The sequence below is a fragment of the Campylobacter sp. genome, from assembly GCF_052169515.1.
Classification (GTDB): Bacteria; Campylobacterota; Campylobacteria; order Campylobacterales; family Campylobacteraceae; genus Campylobacter_A.
The window spans coordinates 92,629-109,145 of record NZ_JBQNCH010000001.1; the positions used below are offsets into that span (position 1 = coordinate 92,629).

The 16,517-nt window shown below is 36.5% G+C and carries 15 protein-coding genes; 6 read left to right on the forward strand and 9 right to left on the reverse strand.

All coding sequences use genetic code 11. From position 1 onward, the window contains the following. Positions 1-22 precede the first annotated feature (22 nt). Positions 23-1,147, reverse strand: a complete 1,125-nt coding sequence (truD, locus tag ACTTKV_RS00415) for a tRNA pseudouridine(13) synthase TruD (RefSeq protein WP_442548713.1) — start codon at positions 1,145-1,147, stop codon at positions 23-25. Continuing rightward, positions 1,125-1,946 carry a thiamine-phosphate kinase gene (locus tag ACTTKV_RS00420; protein WP_442548714.1) on the reverse strand — a complete coding sequence of 274 codons (822 nt, stop codon included), beginning with the start codon at positions 1,944-1,946 and terminating at the stop codon, positions 1,125-1,127. The genes truD and ACTTKV_RS00420 overlap by 23 nt, the downstream gene beginning before the upstream one ends. Before the next feature lie 62 nt (positions 1,947-2,008). On the opposite strand from ACTTKV_RS00420, the gene ACTTKV_RS00425 reads away from it, so the two are divergent. Beyond that, entirely contained in the window at positions 2,009-3,022 is a 1,014-nt protein-coding gene (locus ACTTKV_RS00425; RefSeq protein WP_442548715.1) for an HdrB C-terminal domain-containing protein, read from the forward strand. 12 nt (positions 3,023-3,034) lie between these two features. On the opposite strand, the gene ACTTKV_RS00430 is transcribed toward ACTTKV_RS00425, so the two are convergent. The 7 genes from ACTTKV_RS00430 to ACTTKV_RS00460 form a co-directional block, all read right to left on the reverse strand. Beyond that, positions 3,035-3,475 (reverse strand): hypothetical protein, encoded by a 441-nt coding sequence (locus ACTTKV_RS00430; RefSeq protein WP_442548716.1) that lies wholly within the window; start codon positions 3,473-3,475, stop codon positions 3,035-3,037. Then, the gene (locus tag ACTTKV_RS00435; protein ID WP_442548717.1) at positions 3,472-4,896 is read right to left on the reverse strand and encodes a Mur ligase family protein; all 1,425 of its coding nucleotides are present in this window, start codon (positions 4,894-4,896) and stop codon (positions 3,472-3,474) included. The genes ACTTKV_RS00430 and ACTTKV_RS00435 overlap by 4 nt, the downstream gene beginning before the upstream one ends. After that, positions 4,893-5,678, reverse strand: a complete 786-nt coding sequence (locus ACTTKV_RS00440; protein ID WP_442548718.1) for an alpha/beta fold hydrolase — start codon at positions 5,676-5,678, stop codon at positions 4,893-4,895. The genes ACTTKV_RS00435 and ACTTKV_RS00440 overlap by 4 nt, the downstream gene beginning before the upstream one ends. After that, on the reverse strand, positions 5,668-5,898 hold the full coding sequence (locus ACTTKV_RS00445) for a type II toxin-antitoxin system Phd/YefM family antitoxin (protein ID WP_442548719.1): 231 nt from the start codon (positions 5,896-5,898) through the stop codon (positions 5,668-5,670). The genes ACTTKV_RS00440 and ACTTKV_RS00445 overlap by 11 nt, the downstream gene beginning before the upstream one ends. A 64-nt stretch (positions 5,899-5,962) precedes the next feature. Further along, positions 5,963-7,003, reverse strand: coding sequence for a D-alanine--D-alanine ligase (locus tag ACTTKV_RS00450; RefSeq protein WP_442548720.1), 1,041 nt, complete (start codon positions 7,001-7,003; stop codon positions 5,963-5,965). A gap of 10 nt (positions 7,004-7,013) precedes the next feature. Further along, entirely contained in the window at positions 7,014-7,568 is a 555-nt protein-coding gene (gene ruvA, locus ACTTKV_RS00455) for a Holliday junction branch migration protein RuvA (RefSeq protein WP_442548721.1), read from the reverse strand. Continuing rightward, entirely contained in the window at positions 7,568-9,499 is a 1,932-nt protein-coding gene (locus ACTTKV_RS00460) for a flagellar assembly protein A (protein ID WP_442548722.1), read from the reverse strand. Before ACTTKV_RS00460 ends, ruvA begins: the two co-directional genes overlap by 1 nt. 123 nt (positions 9,500-9,622) lie before the next feature. Here ACTTKV_RS00460 and murJ point away from each other — a divergent pair, with 123 nt between their 5' ends. The 5 genes from murJ to ACTTKV_RS00485 are packed head-to-tail and all read left to right on the forward strand — an operon-like array spanning position 9,623 to position 16,501. Continuing rightward, positions 9,623-11,023, forward strand: a complete 1,401-nt coding sequence (gene murJ / locus ACTTKV_RS00465) for a murein biosynthesis integral membrane protein MurJ (RefSeq protein ID WP_442548723.1) — start codon at positions 9,623-9,625, stop codon at positions 11,021-11,023. Next, entirely contained in the window at positions 11,010-12,404 is a 1,395-nt protein-coding gene (gene cysS, locus ACTTKV_RS00470) for a cysteine--tRNA ligase (RefSeq protein ID WP_442548724.1), read from the forward strand. Before murJ ends, cysS begins: the two co-directional genes overlap by 14 nt. After that, entirely contained in the window at positions 12,397-14,121 is a 1,725-nt protein-coding gene (locus ACTTKV_RS00475; RefSeq protein WP_442548725.1) for an ABC transporter ATP-binding protein, read from the forward strand. The genes cysS and ACTTKV_RS00475 overlap by 8 nt, the downstream gene beginning before the upstream one ends. Before the next feature lie 53 nt (positions 14,122-14,174). Continuing rightward, positions 14,175-15,248, forward strand: coding sequence for a quinone-dependent dihydroorotate dehydrogenase (locus tag ACTTKV_RS00480; protein WP_442548745.1), 1,074 nt, complete (start codon positions 14,175-14,177; stop codon positions 15,246-15,248). A gap of 11 nt (positions 15,249-15,259) precedes the next feature. Then, positions 15,260-16,501 (forward strand): M16 family metallopeptidase, encoded by a 1,242-nt coding sequence (locus ACTTKV_RS00485; RefSeq protein ID WP_442548726.1) that lies wholly within the window; start codon positions 15,260-15,262, stop codon positions 16,499-16,501. Positions 16,502-16,517: the final 16 nt, after the last annotated feature.

Sequence of the window (16,517 nt, forward strand, 5' to 3'; positions counted from 1 at the left end):
TGTGTAAACAAAAATAGCTATCTTAATCAAAGATATTTTTGTGCAAGATTTCTTCCAGCACCACGGTTGCGTAGCTTCCTTTTTGTAGTGTAAAATTCATCGTAAAGTGCGCCTTTTCCTCGTTGTATTTGTAGCTTGCATCCTCCAAATAGCACCACGCAAAGCGCCTAGATCCCGTCATTTTAGCTTTATATTCATTTGCCTGCGCGAAAATTTGATCCTCTACTACCTTCGCCGCGCTCTGCGCCTCGTACGCCTTCGTGCCCACGATTAGCCCACAGCTAGTGATATCCCTAGCATCAAAGCGCGGGCCCTCCGCGTCCAAATCCTCGCATAAAAAGCACTTGCCGTGAGGGTAGTGTCCCAAAACTTCGCCCTCTATCAGCTTAAAAAATCTCTTTTGTGATTTTAAATTTTTCAAAATCGCGCTGTCAAGATATGGATAAATTTGAGATAGCTCGCCTAGGCTAAAATCCTGTGCAAACCTAGAAATCTCCACGCGTTTGCTAAGCCAGCGGTTAAAAAGATCGCTTTGATATGCCGAGATCAAAAAGTCGTTTAGCTTTGGATTTTTACTCTTTTTGCCGTTTATCGTTCCATTTTTAAGTAGCTCAAGCCCAGTTTCAGCATTGTCCCCAAATTTACCAAAACGCTGGTAGCCAAAGTAGTTTGCATAGCCCATTTTATCAATACTAATAAATGCTTGCTCTAGCTTTTTGGCATTATTTGGTAGCACTTTTTTTAGACGAATAAAAAAACTATTTCCCTTTAAATGTCCTATTCGAAGCTTATTTTTATGCACGTTAAGGCTTAAAATTTTCATCTTTTCGTGGCTAAAGCTTGCAAGCGCGCTCTCAAATTTGCGTGGCATCGAGATAAACTGCGTCGTCATGCCTTGCTTGTCCTTTAGTCCAGCATATCCAAAGTCGCGCATTTTAGCCCCTGTAACTTCACTAAGAACATGCAAAGCATCGCTTGCCGTCATATCTTTTTTAGAAATTTCAACGATCAAGTGCTCGCCGTCGCCACTAAATTCATAAAGTGGTATCTCGCGTACGACAAAATCATCTGAATTTTTAGAAAAGTAGGCCTCGATAGGCGCATGAGTGAGTGCGTAAAGTGGCTTAAAAGTGGTGGCTTCTTGCATTTTGTCTTAACCTTTTGTGTGAAATTTTTGCAAAAATATTGATCTTTGTCCTAGTTTTTGCGGCAATCCTTTTAATAGCATTTAAATTTTTAGGATTAAAGGTAAATAAAACCTCGTACTCCTCGCCGCTGCTAAGCTCAGATCTGCTTAGTTTTTTTGTAAATTTAGCGCCCTTTTTGCTAGCTTTTAAAAGCTTAACAAGATCGGCATTTAGTCCATCTGAGATGTCCATAGCAGAGTTTATAAGATGAGCTGCTTCGTAAAAAAATTTATCTCTTAAGATAGGCTTTTTAAATCGTGAGTTTTTTGAAATTTGGCCAAGCCTAAGAAGTGAGTTTAGCCCTTTTTGACTACCGCCAAGCTTGCCTGTAAAGGCAACCAAATCGCCAAATCTAGCATTTTTTCTAATCACAGCCCTGCCATTTAGCTCGCCGACCACACTTACACTAATATTTAAAAGCGCACTACTTATCGTATCTCCACCAATAATCTTTACGCCAAACTCCTCGCACGCTCTATTTATACCGCTACTTAGCTCTTTGATTTGTTGCGGTGTGAAATTTCTTGGCAAGCTAAGTCCAAGAAGTGCAAATTTTGGTCTAGCGTTCATCACAATCGTATCTGAAAAATTTACGATCATAGCCTTATAGCCGATCTCCTCAAGACTTAACCAATCAAGCCTAAAGTGCGAGTTTTGGGCAAAAATATCCTTGCTAAAGACATGCTTGCCAAGCACAGCTGCGTCATCGCCGATATAGGAGTTGCTAAAGCATTTGATCGTAAAATTTTCTTTATCCATTGAGCCATTATAATGAAACTCCTTTTAAATTTAGGATAAAATAAGCCTAAAAAAGGAGATAAATGCAAAAAGTAGAAATTTTTAGATTTGATCCAAAAAAAGATGTTTTGGCATATTTTAAACCATATTTTTTAGAAATTTCAGACTTTGCAAATTTAAATGAGCTCTTCACTCACATAAAAAAAATAGATCCATATTTTCACCCAGTGGACGGCTTTGTAAAGGTAAATGGCATGGTCACAAGTACTACTAAGCCACTTATAAAATTATATGAAAAATTTGGAGATGAACTTAAAATAACCCCTCTTAGCGAGCAAAGGGCTATTTTGGATCTAAAGATCAATGATGATGATTTTTGGGATAAATTTAAGCCATTTGCTAAGTTTTGTGGAAAAATGGATAGAGAATTTTATGCGAGTCTAAAGCCTTATTTTTACGCTGATTTTGTAAAAGACTATGAGTCAGATTTTATAGGGGTAGCTGCGATTATCTTGGCTAGTCATCTTTGCAAAAAAGAAAAAAATGATGAGATCATAAAACTAATTGCTGGCAAAAACGCTCTATTAATAGCTTGTGAGCTAGATGATTTTATATTTGATGGGAGTGAAATTTATACCAAAGCGATTAATTTTTTTAAAGAAATTTTGGGAGTAGACAAGCCCAAAATTTTAGAAAACGAACTTAGCAACATCCAAAACCTAAGCAAATTTAAAAACTTTAAAATAGCCGTTAAAGACAAAATCCCAGTAAGTTTAAATAGCTTTAAATCAAATTTTATAGAGCTAAATATCAAATTTCCTTGTGGATTTGGGCTCATTAACACTAATGAAAAACTTGCCCTAAATCTTGCGAGTCAAATAGTTTTTGCAGCCTTTGATAGTGGAGCTGACTTTTTGCTAGCTAGCGATGAAGCTGAGTTTTATATGTTTGACACGCTAGCAAAAAAGCTTGAGAAATTTGCAAATAGAAGCTTACAGGATTTTTATATTTTAAGAGTTGGCGAGCTTATAGATCTTGAAAATACAAAGATACCAAGTAGCTTAAAAGAGCACAAGCTAAATGTAAATTTAATCTAAGCTTTAGCAGCCCTACTTTTCTAGGGTTGCATTTTGCTCACTTATAGCCTCTTGTTTTTCGTCCTCTTGCCTTATCTCATCGTATCTTGCCTTGGCATTTTCATAAACTCCAGCCGGCAAGCTAATATTTAAATCATCTTTTAAATTAATCACATCATCACATGCATTTTGATAGCCAAGATCGCAGCTTTTCATAAAATATCTCACTGCAAGATCGATATTTGAGTGCTTTTTTAGATCGCCATCCATTTGTTCATTTATCTCTTCGTTTATAAACATATCGCCCAGTGCTTCACATGAGAGCTCATCTTTTTGCTCGCAGCCGTCATAAAAAATTTCATAAGCAGTTATATAGTCTTCGGCATTTCTTGCCTCATTGCCTCTATCAAAATCATCAATATCAAAACCAAAAGCCAAGTTCAAAGCAAGCAGAGCAAAAACTATCTTTTTCATATAAAGCTCGGTGCATCATTTGAAAATAGTATGAGATCGCCAGCACGTGTGTTTTGGGCTAGAATTTCTTGCATTTTATTTTTATCCTTTAAGATAATTATTTTTGGCTTTATGATGTGTTTTAGCAGCACTTCTGCATTTAACGAACTTGTGATAATGACAAGATCAAAAATTTCGTTGATGATCTTAGCCAAATTTGTATTTTGCTCCGCATCACTTTCCACGATACCAGGAGTTAGTAATACTTTCCTGCCTGCATATGTGCTTACTAGCTCGTAGCTGGCACTCATTCCGGAAAAATTTCCATTAAAGCTATCATCTATTATCAGCTTGCCACCAGCCTCGATCTTATTTAAGCGGTGCTCAACATTTTTCATTTTCAAAAGCGCCTTTTTTATCATCTCCTCGCTCATCTTCAGATAGCTTGCGACCTTGACGCAAACGGCTAAATTTGTGGCATTAAATTTACCAAGTAGTGGCGAGGAGTAGCTTTTGCCATCAAGCGTAAATGAAATTCCATCTAAATTTGCATTGATATCTTTTAGATTCTTATCATAAATTTCTATATTTTCGCCTGGCTCTTTATTTGTTGAGCTATGCAAAAATGCCTTTTCCAGCCGAGTGCTTTGTAGCGCTTCAAGCTTTGTAGCACGTATGTTATCTAGAGTTTTAAAGTATTCTATATGCTGAGCACCTATCTCACCAACTATAACAATTTGTGGATTTAGAAATTTTGTGATCTCTAGGATGTCGCCCCTCAGTCTAGCACCTGCTTCAGCAATGTAAATTTGCGTTTGCTCACTTAGATTTTCATTAATATCCTTGATAATGCCAGCCATTGTATTTACACTACGCGGCGTTTTATAGCAAACAAAGTTATCTTTTAAAATTTCAAAAAGAAAATTTTTTATGCTCGTTTTGCCGTAGCTTGCAGTGATCAATATGATCTTTAGGTCTTTATTCTCACTTATTTTTTTAAGAGCTTTGTTCTTAAAGCCTTGAAATTTTATCTTTTCTAAAATATCACTAAAAAATAAACTTGCAACCAAAACAAAAAGTGGCATCGGCATCAAAAATGCTTTATGGATGATGAAATTTAAAGTGTAATTTAAAATAATCGCACATGCAAGTATTATAAAAAAATGTTTGATCCTAGCAGTAAAAACTAACTTTTTGTCAAGTTTTTTATGCCAAAGATAGAGTGCCGGCAAAAGCGCAAAATAAAAGTAGATAAAAAACCACTTATCAGTCGTGTAAAATAAAACCAAAGGCACAATAAAAAAAAAGACATGCCATGCTGGTTTTGTAAAGTGAAAAAGCACACGCTCAGGCCTATATGAAAACCACTGAAAGCAAGTTATCGCATAAAATGCAAGTGCAAAAATAAAAAAAACTGTGCTTATGTTTAAAAACAGACTCATTTTATCTCCTCGATACCGCTTTCATCATCGTCAAGTATTAAATTTCTAGCTTCATTTTGCTCTAAATTTATCTCTTTTTCTATCTCATCGCTTATAAATTTAGCGTGAAGTAAAAAGAAAAAGTGATCGCCGCTAAGTGGAAAAAATGAGCTATTTTTAATGAGCTTATGTATCGTTTCACCACTTTTTACAGGTGTTGCCTTGTCATTTTCGCCCCAAAAAACTAAAGCCCTGCCGTCAAAGTCAGCAAAATGCTTTGTAAAATCCTCATCGACAACGTTTTTTAGGGTTTCATACATCACTCTACTCATGCCGCTCACATCTTTTGTGGCAAAGAATTTATAAAATTTACCAAAACCAAAAAGCTTAAAAATTTTAAAAATAGCGATCTTTGCACGCACAGAAAAAGATTTTTTTACAACTATGCCAGCCGAGCTTAAAAGCACTAAAATTTTTGGCTTAAGTAGTGTTGCGACTTTACCACCGAAGCTATGTCCTACGATGATGTCTGGCTTGACTTTTAGCTCGTCACAAAAATTTGCAACGACTTTAGCATAGTCACTTGTTTTTAAAGGATCTAAAATAGAGCTTTTGCCAAAGCCTGGCATATCGATATAAATATGGCAAAAATTACTTAAATAAGGGCCAAAAGCCTTTTTCATTATCTCTTTATTTGCGCCCCAACCATGCAGAAAAAGCACCGTTTTTTTACACTTTGGATTTATGGTCTCGTAGCTGATCTCAAACTCGCTAGAGTCGCATCTAACTGTTCTAATCGCCATCATTTTCTCTTTTTTTAGCAGCATAAATACTCTCAAGCACGCTTACAGCCTCACAAAGACGCTCATACTCTTCCATATTTAAAAGAACTGCTTCAAATTTATTGTTTTTAACGATGACAGCACGCTTTAGTTTATTTTCTCCTACGCGTGATAGCACCGAGCTAAAATTTCTGACCACTTCAGTTGCAGTATAAATTTCATCTTTAGTAAAAGTTACCATTGTCACTCTTTATGTAAAATTTTACGTAAAATATCACAAACTACTTTATATTTCACTAAAAAGCTTATAGCTTATTACGGCCTTTTACTGATGTGATAGAGTTTATAAAACTATAATCAATCTTTATATCACGCTCTTTTGGAAGTGAGCCTGCAAGGGCATTTAGTGTGCTTTCAAAGTCCTCAAATAGGTAGTTTGCAAGACTTCCTGGATTTGGATTTATCTCGTTTAGATAGACCTCATCATCGATCACAAAAAAATCGCATCTAATGATCGCTCCATCAAAACTGCAATCATAAATTTTAGAAAAATTAAATTTAAGCTTTTGTTTTAATTCCTCAGAAATATCAGCCTCTTTGACCTTGCTCTCGTTTGAAAAGCTAAGGTACTTTTGCTCATAGTCTAAAAATTCTTTCTTTTTTGGCTCTTCGATGATAGAAAATTTGATCTTTCCATCTATCCTACATCCTGCTAGATTGTACTCTTTTACACCTTTTATAAAAGGCTCCACAAGCACATCTTTATCAAACTCAAATGCCACATCTTTTGCGTAAGCTAGTTCGCTAGCGTCATGCACTATATTTACGCCGATGCTACTTCCAAGCCTTGCTGGCTTTAATATAATAGGATAGTGTATCTTTGGCTCGCTTTGGCGAGTTAGCATTTCATAATCTAACGCTTTTACATTTGCTTTCTGCGCTAAAAATTTGGTCAATTCTTTATTGTAGCTAAGCGCACTTACCTCAAGCCTTGGGCCTATATATTTTATGCCGTAAAAGTCAAAAAGTGCCGCCATCTTGCCATCTTCGCCGTCCATGCCGTGGATCAAATTTATAACCACATCACAATCGACTTTATTTATGCCAAAAAGCGAGTGCGTAAAAAAACCACCCTTAGATAAAAATACCTTTTTTGAGTTCTTGTATTTGCCAGAGCTAAAGAAATTTGCTCTCATGTTTTTCTCTTCAATGAGATAAAAGCTCCTGTCTGCGTCGCAAAATATAAATTTTAGCTTCTGTTTTAAGACGTTTTTTAAAACTATCGCACTAACTATACTTATCTCATGTTCAAAACTTTTAGCTCCAAATACCACACCTAAACTCATTTCTTAATCCTTATCCTAATTTTTTCAATGCTTCTTTTATAAGATCGCTCGTGTTTTCACTCTTGCAATCTGGCAAAATTTTTACTATCTTCTCACGTTTAAAGCCAAGCGCTTCAAGCGCCATGAGAGCTTCATTTTGATAGCTTGGCACGCTCTCGTCACTGATAAGTTTTGCATCACTTAGCTCAGCTATGATACGCCTAGCAGTCTTTGGTCCGATACCTGGTACACTTTTAAAAGTATCTGCATCGCCACTTATTATGGCGTTTGTAAATGCTTGTGAGCTAAGGCTTGAGCAAACTGCCATTGCCGTACTTGCCCCTATTCCATTTAGCTTTATTAACATTTCAAACATCTTTTGCTCATTTGCATCCAAAAATCCGTAGAGTAAATTTGCATCTTCTCTTATTATCTGTGTTATAGCAAGTTCAACTTTTTCACCTTTATTAAGTTTGGCCGAGCAAAAAAGTGATATAAAAATTCCATAACTTACACCGCTATTTGTCTTTAATATCACAAATGCAGGGTCTTTTTTACTAACAATGCCTTCGATTGCTTTTATCATCACTTAACCTTTTGTTCCATGAAATTTATATCCGCGTAGTCCTCTAGTCTATTTGACTTTTTGATCTTATAATCAGCCTCACCACCTTTGTCAAATTTCTCCAAAGTGATGACGTGAGCTGTCTCGTTTTGTTTAGAGACATAGGTGACATTTTGCGAAGGATCGACGATGACAAATCTTATTTCGTTTAACTCGATCCAGTTGCCTCTATTTATCACTTTTGCAGAAAATATACCGCTTTGCATGATCTCAAGCTCATCTTTTAGATCAGCCAAAAGCTCTTTTTTCTCTTTAAAAATTTTTAGCAAGGTGTTGTACTCGTTTACAAGTCCTTGATACTCTTTTAGCTTTTTCATAAATGTAACAGGCGGTATCACCTTAGCTTTTGAGAGCTCTTCTACCTTTGCTTTTATAGTATAGATCGAGTCCTTATTTTCATTTATAACATTTTTCTTTGTTTCTATGTTTTTTAGAAGTGTTACTAGCTCTGTTTTGGTGCTTTCTATCTTATTTATCTGATCTTGTGTGGCATCTGCACTCTCAGGCATCTTGCTAGCATCAATAATAAATTTATTATCAGTGCCCCTTAGATATCTCACGTCTATTAAGTGCGATGCTGTGATGGTGCAGTTTGAGCCAAGCGTGTCTATTTGGATACTTTGAGCTGTTATCGAGCCGCCAACTACACTATTTATTTTGACCCTTTTTGCCACAACACTTCCGCCCTCAAGCCTATCTATCTCGACATTTTCGGCCTCAACTTTACCTATGTGGATAGAAATTTTTGCACTCTTTGCATAAATTTTAGCCTTTTGGTGAGTCTGCCCACCGATTATGACTTCGTTTGCCTTGACTATTGCATTTGCACCGACATTTCCTTTTACTTCGATCTCGTCAGCTTCGACGATTATACCAGTGCCGATCGCATCTTTTATCGTGTCAGTTTCCCTAACAACCAAAGTTACATTTGTGTCTGTTCCCGCTTGAATCGAACCAGTAGTTTTAAAATTTGCTTCATTTATCTCTATGCGCTCTTCGATATCAAATGAGCCATTTTTTTCTACAACATATCCTGATTTTTTAGCGATATATGTTATGCTCTCATCATTTTCTACTCTATCTATGTTGTCGCTTACGCTTATCTCTTTGCCGGCTTCTTCTTTTGGTTTAGCAACTTCTATCAACTTGCCTCTCACATCACGGCCATTTTGCCCTTCGTGAGATTTTTTTTCTTCCATTATTACTTCATCTTTTGCTACACCAAAGACAAATCCTCTATCAGCGTAATCGATCTTATCTTCATCTTTTATGCCATCAAGCTTATCTTTGTAATAATAAAATATTTTTGCATCGACTGATTTTTTTGGATTAATGCCATATGTTAAATTTAACGTATAGTCCTTGTCTAATTCGCCTTTTACGTGGATAACTGAGGAAATTTGCTTTAGTTCGTCTTTTAGTTTTCCGATTCTTATTCCTATTAAAATTTGAGCTTTTATAAGCTGCTTGGAAATGTATTCAAAAAGTATATCTTCGTAATGATGCTCATACTCGCACTCTTTCGTGGCCTTGATCTTTGCTATAACTTTCGTAATATTTGAATTTACGCCAATATCTATCTTTGGAATCTTTGGTGTAGCATTTAGCCTTACGTCAAAAAACTCCACATCATAGACTTGCTCGATCTCTAGCGTCTCATCAAGATAAAATGTGCTGTCATCAAAAATGTTTAAATTTTCTTCAGGTACATAAACTGGTTCGTCATTGTCTTTATTTTTGTAATAAGTTAGGATATTTAAAATCTTAAAATCTATAAATTCCACCGGTATGTTATATTGTTTACTTAGCTCTTTAAGCGATATGTAAGGTGTTGAAGTTTGAATTTGTGTTGGTGGTAAAAATCTCTCGTTTTCTTGCACGTTTTCGCTCAAATTTGATCCATTTCACATAAATTTTTGGCTCTTATTATCTCTAAAATTTTATTAAATTTGGGTTATGTAAGCTTTAAAGCATCTTTTGTTACTATTGCGTTTTAAATTTTTACTAGGCGAGCGATGTTTATAAAAGGTTTTTTTTCAAACTCGGTTGGCATCATGACTTCAAGGGTTTTAGGGCTAGTTAGAGATCTTCTTACGGCCTCTATTCTTGGTGCTGGCATATTTAGCGACCTCTTTTTTATAGCTTTTAAAATCCCAAATTTATTTCGCCGTATCTTTGGCGAGGGCGCCTTTACTCAAGCCTTTTTACCAAATTTTACAAATAGCAAGAAAAAAGCTGTCTTTCAAGCTGAAATTTTTATCAAATTTCTACTTTTTATAGGCGTTTTGACGCTTCTTGTAAATTTATTTACACCTTACTTTATAAAGATCATCGCAAGCGGACTTAGTGAGCAAAATATCACTGACGCAGTGCCGCTTGTGCGTATAAATTTCTACTACCTAGCACTTGTCTATATCGTCACTTTCATGGGTGCGCTGCTTCAGTACAAAGGACACTTTGCCACGACTGCCTTTTCGACTACACTGCTAAATTTAGCCATGATAGCTTCGCTACTTTTGGCTCGTGGCAAGAGCGAGAGCGTGGTGGCACTTTATCTTAGCTTTGGCGTCGTTGCTGGTGGCGTTTTGCAGGTAATCGTGCATCTGCTAGCCATGAAATTTAACAGCCTAAATAGAGCATTTTGGGGCGGTTTAAAAGGATATATAAAAGGCAAAAGAGCCTCGACAAAAGGCTTTTTTATAAATTTCTATCACGGATTACTTGGCTCAAGTGCGATGCAGATAAGCGCATTTATGGACACTTGGCTAGCGAGCTTTTTGGTAAGTGGCTCGATAAGCTATCTCTTTTATGCAAATAGAATTTTTCAGCTTCCGCTTGCCATCTTTGCGATCGCACTCTCTCAGGCACTCTTTCCAAAGATCACCAGGCTTTTAAAGCAAAAAGATGAAGTAAACGCCCTAGTTTGGACAAAAAAGAGCTTTTACCTGCTACTTTGTGCCCTGCTTGCCGCCACGATCACAGGTGTTGTGCTAAGCGATTTTATCATTTGGCTCTTGTTTGAGAGAGGAAATTTCACAAGGGCAAACACGCTTGAGTGCGCCAAGGTGCTAAGTGCCTATCTCGTGGGACTCACACCATTTGGCCTAGCTAAAATTTTCTCACTTTGGCTTTACGCAAATATGAAGCAAAAAGAGGCAGCCAAAATTTCCATCATCTGCCTTGTGATAAATTTGATCCTGGCGGTCATTTTAATGCAAAAATTTGGAGCTTCTGGTCTTGCATTTGCAAGCTCGCTTGGAGGGTTTTTACAGCTTATTTTATACATAAGAGCCTTTGGAGCTAAGAGATTTTTAGCTATAATCGAGCCTAAATTTATAGCCGCTATCACTATTTCAGCGGTTTTGCTCTATTTTGGTTTAATATTTTTAAAGGATATATTTAATGCGAATTTTTGATACTTCTAAAAGAGAAAAAGTAGAATTTAGCCCGATAAAAGAAGGTGAAGCTAGCATCTATCTGTGCGGCCCAACGGTATATGACGACGCACATTTGGGGCACGCAAAATCAGCCGTTAGCTTTGATCTTTTAAGAAGAGTTTTAAAAGCGCTTGGCTACAAGGTAAAATTTGCAAGAAACTACACTGACATAGACGATAAAATTTTAAACAAAATGGCACAAACTGGCCAAAGCCTAGAAGAGATCACAAACAAATATATAGCACATTACGAAAGCGATATGAAGGCTCTAAACGTGCTTGATCCAGACTTTAAACCAAAGGCTACGCAGTGTCTGGAGGCGATCATTAGCTATATCGAGCTACTTATGCAAAAAGGGGCGGCATATAAGACCAGCGATGGAATTTACTTTGATACGAGCAAGGATAGCGGCTATTTTAGCATTAGTGGCAAGGATAACAATACCGATCTAATCGCGCGCGTGGCGAGCTTTGGTGAGAAAAGAGATGAAAAAGACTTTGTGCTTTGGAAATTTGACGAGAAATGGTACGAGAGTCCATTTGGCAAGGGTCGCCCAGGCTGGCACACTGAGTGTGTGGCTATGATAAGAGAATTTCTAAGTGATAAAGAAAATGAAGAATTTGAGATCGACATCCATGCTGGAGGCATCGATCTACTCTTTCCGCACCACGAAAATGAAGCAAGTCAGTGCAGATGTGCATATCATAAAAATTTAAGCAAATACTGGATGCACAACGGCTTTATAAAAGTAAATAACGAAAAGATGAGCAAGAGCTTAAATAATAGTTTTTTCGTAAAAGATGCACTTAGACACGTTCACGGCGAGGTACTTAGATTTTATTTGTTAACAAGCCATTACAGAGCACACTTTAACTATTCAGACGAGGATCTAAGCGCTTCAAAAAAGAGGCTTGATAAAATTTACCGCCTCAAAAAAAGAGTTGACGGTGTGCAAGCAGGCACAGCAAATGAGAGCTTTAAAAATGAGCTACTTGAAGCACTAAGTGATGATCTAAACTCATCTAAAGCACTTGCAAGTGTTGATGAATTTGTAAAAGCGGCAAATGAAAGGCTTGATACAAACCCAAAAGATAAAGTCTATAAGTCCGAAATAGTGGCAAATTTAGAGCTAATAAGTGAAATTTTAGGCATTGCTAGTACAAATTATGTTGAGTATTTTCAGTTTGGTGTAAGTGACGAGCAAAAAGAGCAAATCAAAAGCCTTCTTGATGAGCGCGCGATAGCCAAAAAAGAGAGAAATTTTGCAAGGGCTGATGAGATAAGAGATGAGCTAGCAAAGATAAACATCTCTATCATGGATACGCCAAATGGCGCAGTTTGGGAGAGAAATAATGAATAACTTTGGCTTAAAAGATGTGCTAAAACGCTTTGGCCCATATTTTAAAGACTACATTCCACACTTTATCCTAGCCTTTATCGGTATGGCCCTTGCAAGTGGTGGAACAGCGGTTAGTGCGTATCTAGTAGAGCCTGTATTAAATAAAATTTTTGTTGAAAAAAACGAAACACTGCTTTATATGCTGCCATGTGCGATCATTGCCATTTATGTACTAAAAAATATAGGCACATTTATGCAGGCTTATTTTACGGCATATATCGGACAGGATACGATTAGAAGATTTCGTGAGAAGATGGTCGAAAATTTACTAACTTTGGATATGAAATTTTTTAATGATTTTCGAACAGGCGAGCTAATAAGTAGAACCACAAACGACATCGACCGCATAAGATCGATAGTCTCAAGCATGATACCTGAGTTTGCAAGGGAATTTATAACAATTATTGGCCTACTTTGTGTAGTCATATATCAAAGCCCAAAGCTAGCATTTTTTGCACTTGTAGTTATGCCAATAGCGATTTATCCGATTTCTCGTCTTGCAAAAAAGATGAAGAAAATTTCCAAAAAGTCACAAGAAAAGACGTCTGATATCACTTCAGCTTTGAGCGAAATTTTTACAAATATCGAGATAATCAAGGCAAATAACGCCCAAAAATACGAGCATTCACGCTTTGTTGAAGAAAATAATAAATTTTTTAAACTAAATCTTAAAACCGTAAAAATCGAGCAGCTAGTAAGCCCATTAATGGAAACTATAGGCTCTATCGGAGTTGCAGCCGTTATCATAGTGGGTGGCAAAGATGTCATCGACAGTAACATAAACATGGGTGCTTTCTTTTCATTTTTAACTGCACTTTTTATGCTCTACACTCCGCTAAAACGCATAGTAAATATATACAACAAAATGCAAGACGCCGTTGCTGCAAGCGAGAGAACCTTTTTCTTGATGGATAAAGTAAGTGAGATAAAAGATGGCGAAAAAGAGCTAAACGAAGAGATAAAACATATCAAATTTAACAACGTCTACCTAAACTACGGCGAAAAAGAAGTTTTAAGAGGGATAAATTTAGAGGCAAATAAGTCAGAATTTATAGCCCTTGTTGGCTCAAGTGGCGGTGGAAAAACCTCACTTATGAACCTGCTTATGAGATTTTACGACGTAAATAGCGGCGAAATTTTAATAAATGATACAAATTTAAAAGATATCAAGATCCACTCACTTCGCCAAAACATAGGCCTTGTAACACAGCGTGTCTATATCTTTAATGATACGATTGCTAAAAATGTAGCTTATGGCAGAGAATTTGACGAAGAAGCGGTCGCAAATGCTCTAAAAATGGCAAATGCCTATGAGTTTGTGAGTAAGCTTGATGATGGTATCCACACCATTTTAAACGAATTTGGTACAAACCTTTCAGGCGGACAAAGACAGCGCATCGCTATAGCTAGAGCACTTTATCAAAATCCACAAATTCTCATCTTTGACGAGGCTACTTCAGCACTTGATAATGAGAGCGAAAAAGAGATCACAAAAGCTATAAACAACCTTCGAAGCAAAAAGATAATCTTTGTCATCGCTCACCGCTTAAGCACGGTTGAAAGTGCTGATAAGATCGCGGTTTTAAGCAACGGAAGGATAGTTGATACTGGAAGTGATGAAGAGCTTAGCAAGAGAAATGAAATTTATGCAAAACTTAAAGGTAAAGCCTTAGTTTAAGGCGATTTTTGCTAAGATTTCCACAAATTTTTAGGCATTTTAAAGAGGTTAAAATGAGCTTAAACTACGATACTTTAAAATCTATATTTTTTAAATTTGATCCTGAAACTGCCCACAAGATCGCTGAAGTCGCAATGGTCGGAGCAAATAAAATTTTTCCTGGCTCGCTAAGCTTTTTAGCACATAAATGCGTGATAGACAACAATGCATTAAAACAAAATTTATTTTCAAGCACCTATCACAATCCAGTTGGCATAGCTGGCGGCTTTGATAAAAACGCCACGATGTTTGAGGCGCTTACCGCACTTGGCTTTGGGTATTTAGAATTTGGCACATTTACACCAAAACCGCAGCCTGGCAATGATAAACCAAGGCTTTTTAGGCTCATAGACGAAGAGAGTATCCAAAATGCGATGGGTTTTAACAACGATGGCTGCGAAGCTATCAAAAATAGAGTTAAAAAGCTATATCCTTTCACCATACCAATCTGGGCAAACATCGGCAAAAATAAAATTACTCCAAATGAAAATGCAATAAAAGACTATGAAATTTTAGTAAAAGAATTTAGTGAAATTTGCGATACTTTTGTCATAAATGTTTCATCACCAAATACACCAAATTTAAGAGCATTACAAGATGAAAATTTTATAAAAGAGCTTTTTAGCGTTATTTTACCACTTACTAAAAAACCAATTATCTTTAAAATCGCTCCAGATATGAGCCAAGAAGATGCGATTAAGCTTTGTAGCTGCGCAGTAGAAAATGGCGCTAGCGGCGTGCTTATCTCAAATACAAGCGTTGATTATACGCTTTCTCACTCGTCAAATTTAAAAGACTTTGGCGGATTAAGCGGTAAAGTGATCGCTCAGAAATCAAAAGAGATGTTTAAGGCCATAGCAGATGAGCTTTACGGCAAAACCACACTTATAGCATGTGGTGGCATAGATAGCGGAGCAGAGGCGTATGAGCGCATAAAAATGGGAGCAAATTTAGTGCAAATTTTTACAAGTTTTATCTTTAAAGGGCCAATGATCGCAAGAGATATAAATTTAGAAATTTTAGAGCTTTTAAGGCGAGATGGCTTTGCTTCTATCAGCGAAGCAGTCGGCATAGATGTTAAAAAATAAAAGGTAAAAGATTGATAAAATTTAATAAAACAAAATTAGAAAATGGACTTGAAATTTATCACGTGCCGGTAAATCCTGGCTCAAAAGTGATAAGTGTAGATGTCTTTTATAAAGTTGGCTCAAGAAATGAAGTGATGGGCAAAAGTGGCATAGCTCACATGCTAGAGCATCTAAATTTCAAGTCAACCAAAAATTTACGTGCTGGCGAATTTGACGAGATAGTAAAGGGCTTTGGTGGCGTAAATAACGCAAGTACGGGCTTTGACTACACCCACTACTTTATAAAAGCTTCAAATGAAAATTTAGATAAAACGCTTGGCCTTTTTGCTGAGCTTATGAAAAATTTAAGCCTAAAAGACAAAGAATTTCAGCCAGAGCGAGACGTGGTGCATGAAGAGCGTAGGTGGCGAACAGACAACAACCCTATGGGATACCTCTACTTTAGACTCTACAATCACGCATTTATCTATCATCCATATCACTGGACTCCGATAGGTTTTATAAAAGATATAGAAAACTGGAATATTAACGATATAAAAGAATTTCACACTACTTTTTATCAACCAAAAAATGCGATTTTAATGATAAGTGGCGACATCGACAAGGATGAGGCATTTAAGCTAGCCAAGAAAAATTTCTCCAAAATAAAAAACAAAAGAGCCATCCCAAAATCCCACTGTAAAGAACCTGAACAAGATGGAGCTAGAAGAGCCATTATCTACAAAGATAGCCAAACACAAATGCTTGCGATCGCTTATAAAATTCCAGACTTTAGGCATGCTGATCAAGTAGGTCTAAATGCGATAAGTGAATATCTAGCTACCGGCAAAAGCTCGGTTTTACAGCAAAAATTAGTCGATGAGCTCATGCTTGTAAATCAAATTTACGCCTACAATATGAGTTGTGTCGATGAAAATTTATTTATATTTTTAGCAGTTTGCAACCCAGATGTCGAGGCAACTGCGGTTGAGGCTGAAATTTTAAAGATTATAGAGGATATTAAAAGCAAACCTATCGACAAAAACGATGTTTTGCGAGTTAAAAATTTAATCAAAAGCGACTTTATCTATTCGTTTGAAAGTGCAAGTAAGGTTGCAAATTTATACGGCTCGTATCTTGCTAGAGGCGACATAAAGCCACTTTATGAACTTGAAAAAAATATCGATAAAATTGATGCAAAACTTTTAAAAGATATAGCAAATAGATATTTTAATGAAAAAACTAGCACGACAATAATTTTAAAAAAGGAATAAATGTGGAAAATTCGCT

What these genes read in the sequence shown, in the direction of transcription:
- truD (WP_442548713.1), bottom strand. Translation starts at nt 1,147, where the DNA reads ATGCAAGAAGCCACCACTTTTAAGCCACTTTACGCACTCACTCATGCG.
- ACTTKV_RS00420 (WP_442548714.1), bottom strand. Translation starts at nt 1,946, where the DNA reads ATGGATAAAGAAAATTTTACGATCAAATGCTTTAGCAACTCCTATATC.
- ACTTKV_RS00425 (WP_442548715.1), top strand. Translation starts at nt 2,009, where the DNA reads ATGCAAAAAGTAGAAATTTTTAGATTTGATCCAAAAAAAGATGTTTTG.
- ACTTKV_RS00430 (WP_442548716.1), bottom strand. Translation starts at nt 3,475, where the DNA reads ATGAAAAAGATAGTTTTTGCTCTGCTTGCTTTGAACTTGGCTTTTGGT.
- ACTTKV_RS00435 (WP_442548717.1), bottom strand. Translation starts at nt 4,896, where the DNA reads ATGAGTCTGTTTTTAAACATAAGCACAGTTTTTTTTATTTTTGCACTT.
- ACTTKV_RS00440 (WP_442548718.1), bottom strand. Translation starts at nt 5,678, where the DNA reads ATGGCGATTAGAACAGTTAGATGCGACTCTAGCGAGTTTGAGATCAGC.
- ACTTKV_RS00445 (WP_442548719.1), bottom strand. Translation starts at nt 5,898, where the DNA reads ATGGTAACTTTTACTAAAGATGAAATTTATACTGCAACTGAAGTGGTC.
- ACTTKV_RS00450 (WP_442548720.1), bottom strand. Translation starts at nt 7,003, where the DNA reads ATGAGTTTAGGTGTGGTATTTGGAGCTAAAAGTTTTGAACATGAGATA.
- ruvA (WP_442548721.1), bottom strand. Translation starts at nt 7,568, where the DNA reads ATGATAAAAGCAATCGAAGGCATTGTTAGTAAAAAAGACCCTGCATTT.
- murJ (WP_442548723.1), top strand. Translation starts at nt 9,623, where the DNA reads ATGTTTATAAAAGGTTTTTTTTCAAACTCGGTTGGCATCATGACTTCA.
- cysS (WP_442548724.1), top strand. Translation starts at nt 11,010, where the DNA reads ATGCGAATTTTTGATACTTCTAAAAGAGAAAAAGTAGAATTTAGCCCG.
- ACTTKV_RS00475 (WP_442548725.1), top strand. Translation starts at nt 12,397, where the DNA reads ATGAATAACTTTGGCTTAAAAGATGTGCTAAAACGCTTTGGCCCATAT.
- ACTTKV_RS00480 (WP_442548745.1), top strand. Translation starts at nt 14,175, where the DNA reads ATGAGCTTAAACTACGATACTTTAAAATCTATATTTTTTAAATTTGAT.